Genomic DNA, 5,109 nt, shown 5'->3' with positions numbered 1-5,109 from the left:
TGTTAAATAACCGACTACTAAGAAAATTCCGGTAATAAATCCTCCCCAAATTAACAACGCTCCTGGCTTTTGGGCTAACAAACCGACAATCACGCCCCATTGCGCGGCGCAGGGAATGGCTAAAGAGAGGAGAAAGGTCGCAATCAAGCGCTCTCTTTTAGTTTCCAGAGTGCGCGTTACCATCGTCGCCATTGTATCGCAACCCAATCCCAATACCATTGGAATCACAGCGCGTCCCGATAAACCGATGGATTTGAATAGGCGATCGAGCATGAGGGATAATCTCGGTAAGTAGCCGCTATCTTCCAACAGAGAAAACATTAAAAAGAAAGTAGCTACTACTGGCAATACGATCGCGACGGCGTAGCGAATTCCCAGCGTGATGATGCCGTATTCGTTGCCGAGCAAATCTTGCAGCGCTTGCCAAGGTAAAATTTGAGCTAGTGCAGAGTTGACGAAGGGGTTAATGTTACTTTCAAAGAAAGTTTCTATGGTATCAACTAATGTGCCTGCGCCGAATTCACCGACAAATTTATAGACGCCGAAGTAGAGAATAACTACCAGGATGGGAAATCCGGTGATGGGATTAACGGTGAGGCTGTGCAACCTCTCGCTGAACATTCTTTGTTCTTGAGTTGGTTCTTGGAGTACCTTTTTTTCGAGATGCCAAGCTTGGTGCTGACGTGCGTGCGCGATCGCTAAACTCAGGGGTTGGTTGAGTTGCTGTTCCGCTAAATTAATCGCCGCTTCAATTGCTTGATATTGCTGTTCTTTTTGCTGCACTTTTTCCCAAAAATCAGGGTCTTTTTGCAATAACAGCAATGCGAGACTGCGTTTGGAAATTGGCCGATCGTTAGAGAGGAAGAGTTCCTGGGAAAGCAGAGACTCTATTTTGGCGATCGCTTCCTCAATAGGCTGCGGATAAGCAATCTGACTTAACATATTCAAACACCCTTTCCTTCAATACCGAAATACCGACATTTTGTGCCGCCGCCATTGTCACGACTGGAATTCCCAATTCTTTTTCCAAGCGAGCGGGATTGATTTGGATACCCAAGCGTTGTGCTTCGTCCATCATATTAACTGCCAACAATACAGACAATCCCGCTTCAATTAGCTGAAACGTCAACGGCAGCATTCTGCCTAAATTTTTGGCATCGATAACATGAATTACCAGATCTACTGTTTCTGCAAACAGCAAGTCTCTGGCGACTTTTTCTTCTTCGGTAATTGGTAGTAGCGAGTACATTCCCGGCGTATCCACAATGGCAAAGAAGCGATCTCCTATGCGCGTCTCTCCTCGCGACACTTCTACAGTCGTTCCCGGATAGTTAGATACCGTAACGTAAGTACCTGTCAAGGCATTAAACAGCACGCTTTTTCCCACATTAGGCGTACCGACTAAAGCAACTTTCGGAATTTTTGGCGATTCTACCGATTTCTCCTTTTTTGTGCGCCATTTCCAAAAACTGCGTTTTTTTCCTTGATGCGTGTTACCGCAATTTCTTACACATTTATGGCATTCCATAGAATTTCTCCAATTTTGGCTACAAATTCTCATAATAAGTTGCACAGTCAAAGGTTGTTATGTTCGCACCTCTGACTAAAACAACATGAGAGTTGTTAAAAAAGATTCTCAATAAGCAGACCTAGAACACTTATATAACCTTTAGAGTTATTGAGAAAGAATTTTAACAATACTTGATAATTGAGTTGGGTTAAATAGGATACAGAAGCACTCGATCGATTGGGGCAATTCCGTCCATTTTGTCTAAAAGGCTCTTGAAGCTGGCTTGTGGAGCAGCTTAAAGTCCCCGTCCCGCGATCGCATTGAATAGGGGTTTTGCTGTACTAGGCGTCACAGTTATCTGCTTGTCGCCAGTTCGACAAAGGCGATTTAAAATTAACAATTAAATAATAATCTCAATAAGTTTGAAAAATTAGTTAATAATAATTTTGAGAATAATAATACCAAATCCGGGTCTGCTGATTCTAAGACTACTTCGGTAGCAGAGCTCAATGAAGCGTAAAGAATCACCGTGGCTTCAGCCCGGTGAGTATGTCAAAGGGGGAAAACCTCCAAAAATTCTTGTGGGGTAGGCATCCTGCCTGCCCTTTAAGATTCTTTTGGAGGAGATGTCTATTTCTCAATTCAGGCGAATCAAGTGTACGCGCTCTCAACCTTTATGGCTATTTCGTACTTAATTCTCCTCAAAATCGCTCGCTACCGATGGACTAGATACCGCGAAATACAACCCCACTAAAATTACAGCAAATGCAAATAAATTGAGCCAAGGCAACGTTTCTCCAAATATCCACCAGGCAAAGATACCTGTCAAAATTGGATCTAGTAGGAAAACTAGGGCAACGAAAGATGCAGATAACTGCTGAAGACTATATATTTGCAAAAAACTGAATATAGCAGCATTAAGCCCCAAAATAAAAACACCATACCACCCCTGAACTGATATAGGGAATACTTGCTCGCGAACGATCGCAGCCAGCGGGAGAGTCAGGATAATTGCTAATGCGTAACACCAAAACATTGTGGTGTTAGTATTTACTCGTTTTCTCACTCTTTCCGCACTCATTAAAAACGCCCCAAACGCCACACTAGAGACTAGGCTAATAATATCTCCTTGGATTTGAGATGGCTCAAATTGCAGGTCATTTAATCCTAGTAAAATCATTCCTCCTACAGCTATAACAAGACCCATCAGAAAGTTTTTATGAAAGTATTGCTTGAAGAGGAACCATTCCGCTGTTGTTGTAAAAAAGATGGAAAAATTATGAAGCAAGGCAGAGTTGGCAAGATTAGTCTGAGTGAGTGACCAAGACCATAAAACCTGCATAGTAGCGAAGCAGAATCCCGATATTAACAAGAGGCATACTGTTTGACTCGTATAAGATATGGGGGAGGATGTTTCCTCATTCAGTTGACTGGACAGATTTTGAGATTTGCTCCAAAAGCGGTGTCCAGCCCCCAAGCCATTGCATAATAGTAAAACTGTTGTGGCTATCCAGTAGCGGTTAAAGACGAGCGCATCTGGTCCGACTTCGCTTTCGCAAAATCGAATCAGTATTGGTGTGAATCCACAAATTAAAACAGCTAATAATATGGCAGCAATTGCCAGGAAATGGGAGTCTTTTGTGACAATCTGCGGAGATGGCTCTAATATTGACATTGGTAGTTGTTCGATTTGTTCTGTATTACTTGAATATGCTGGCAAATTTATTCTCTTCCACTTTTGTGGGAAATCCCTGAGTTAATTGGGAAAATCGCGATACTGGGGTGAGTAAGCTTCGCTCCGGCTTTTATCCCAGAGAATTGCTTCTTCTTTTCATTGTTCAATCTAATGAGCGTGACCAAAGGTGAATATTCCTACATAAATAATAGCATTTAATGATTTCTGCTGAAAGAAATTTCGTTTCCCAATTTGACTGGTTACAAATATCGATCGACTTGTTTTTTTTTCGAGCAATTTCTAACATTTACAGGGAAAGATAGACCCCTATAATTTGGGTATTCCTGTAAGGCTTCAACCGTTATACCTCTTGCCAATAGCTTGAGTGATGCGATCGAGCAGAATTGCCAACAAAACAATTCCTAATCCCCCCACAGCTGCCATCCCCACATCTAAGCGCCCCACACCTTGTAATACCGTTAAACCCAGTCCTGGAACTGCAATCATGGAAGCAACCACCGACATCCCCAGAGCAAACAACACAGTTTGATTAACTCCAGCCAGAATCGTGGGTATAGCCAGCGGAATTTGCACTTCCCATAAGGTTTGTCTGGGTGTTGAACCAAAGGCGCTAGCTACCTCCACAATCTCTGGAGAAACTTGTCGAATCCCCAAATTAGTAAAGCGAATTAAGGGAGGAAGGGCATAAATAATCGTAGCAATTACCCCCGGAACTTCTCCAATTCCAAATAGCATAATTACCGGCACCAGATAAACAAACACTGGCAGAGTTTGCATGGCATCAAGGAGGGGTAAAAGCGCTCGCTCAAATCGATCGCTCCGGGCACAAGCTACACCCAAGGGAATACCAACAATAATGCAAAATATCACAGATGTAACCACAAGAGCTAAGGAAATTATCGCCGCTTCCCACAGCCCAGTAAAACCAATTAATATTAGGGCAAGTAAGCTGTAAATTCCTACAGGTTTTCCTGCAATTCGCCATGTCATAAAACTGGCCAATAGTAGCAAGATTATTGGAGGAATCGCCAACAAGAAATTACGAATTGCTTGTAATACCCAACCGATCGGAATGCGAATTGTTTGGAAGAAAGGACGAAAGTTATTTACCAAGAAATTAATAGTTGCTGTAATCCACTTGTCTAGAGGAACGGTGTAAAGCTGAAAAGGATTTAATAAGATACTCAATCTCGTTAAACTTTGGGTTTTGGGGTTAGGATTATTCCCAATACTTGAAGAAGTTTCTTCTAACAGGTTATGATTGGGTTGCTTGATTTGATTTATCCAGCCCTGAAACAGTTTATTATTCTGCTTCACCCATTCCTCGGCATGACGACGAATATCTTGGGGTTTATCTTCACCCTGTTTAATGATAAAACTTTCCCGAATCATATCTTGATAAGGAATTTTCACCAGTTCAAAGAAACGTTTAACCGAGGGATTTTTCGCTAAAAATTTTCGGTTGGCAAGTACTCGATATCTACCTTGAACCATCCCCAGATTTTTGCCGTTTACAGATGTATCTTTGGCAGTAAGTTTCCCAGTGGCTTTGGAAGAGGTAGTAAATGGAACTTCCAGCCAGATCGCATCTCGATCGACTTTCATTACCTGACCGAGCCAGAAAGGACTATAAACATAGGAAAAAAATGGTTTTCCTTGTTGGTAACGAGTTAAGGCATCTGCAATCAGAGCTGTATAATTTCCCTTATTAATTTCTACAGTATTCCGCAATTTGTAAGCATCTAGATGACGATCCATTTCTAACTCACAACTCCAACCCGGATCGCAACCAACTAGATCGGCTTTGCCATCTCCATCGGTATCAAATAGCTTGGCAATCTTTGGGTCTTGAAATTGTTGTAAGTTAGTAATCTGATATTTATCCGCAGTCTTTTTATCAATC

The 5,109-nt window shown here is 42.0% G+C and carries 4 protein-coding genes; all 4 read right to left on the bottom strand.

Annotation, left to right across the window (positions count from 1 at the left end; translation table 11 throughout):
• A partial coding sequence (locus H6S82_RS17380) for a ferrous iron transporter B (protein ID WP_191056472.1) occupies positions 1-942 on the bottom strand: 942 nt, incomplete at its 3' end.
• A complete protein-coding gene (locus tag H6S82_RS17375) occupies positions 908-1,528 on the bottom strand; it encodes a FeoB small GTPase domain-containing protein (protein WP_190470686.1) in 621 nt (206 codons plus the stop codon). The genes H6S82_RS17375 and H6S82_RS17380, both read right to left, overlap by 35 nt.
• Positions 1,529-2,201: 673 nt before the next feature.
• On the bottom strand, positions 2,202-3,230 hold the full coding sequence (locus H6S82_RS17370; RefSeq protein ID WP_190470682.1) for a DMT family transporter: 1,029 nt from the start codon (positions 3,228-3,230) through the stop codon (positions 2,202-2,204).
• 309 nt (positions 3,231-3,539) lie between these two features.
• Positions 3,540-5,109, bottom strand: a 1,570-nt coding sequence (proX, locus tag H6S82_RS17365) for a glycine betaine/L-proline ABC transporter substrate-binding protein ProX (protein WP_191056471.1), incomplete at its 5' end; no start/stop codon positions are given.

The organism is Planktothrix sp. FACHB-1355, from assembly GCF_014748295.1.
Classification (GTDB): Bacteria; Cyanobacteriota; Cyanobacteriia; order Cyanobacteriales; family Aerosakkonemataceae; genus Aerosakkonema; species Aerosakkonema funiforme_A.
The sequence above is the reverse complement of the archived record's forward strand: the minus strand, read 5'-3'. Positions and strand labels throughout refer to the sequence as shown.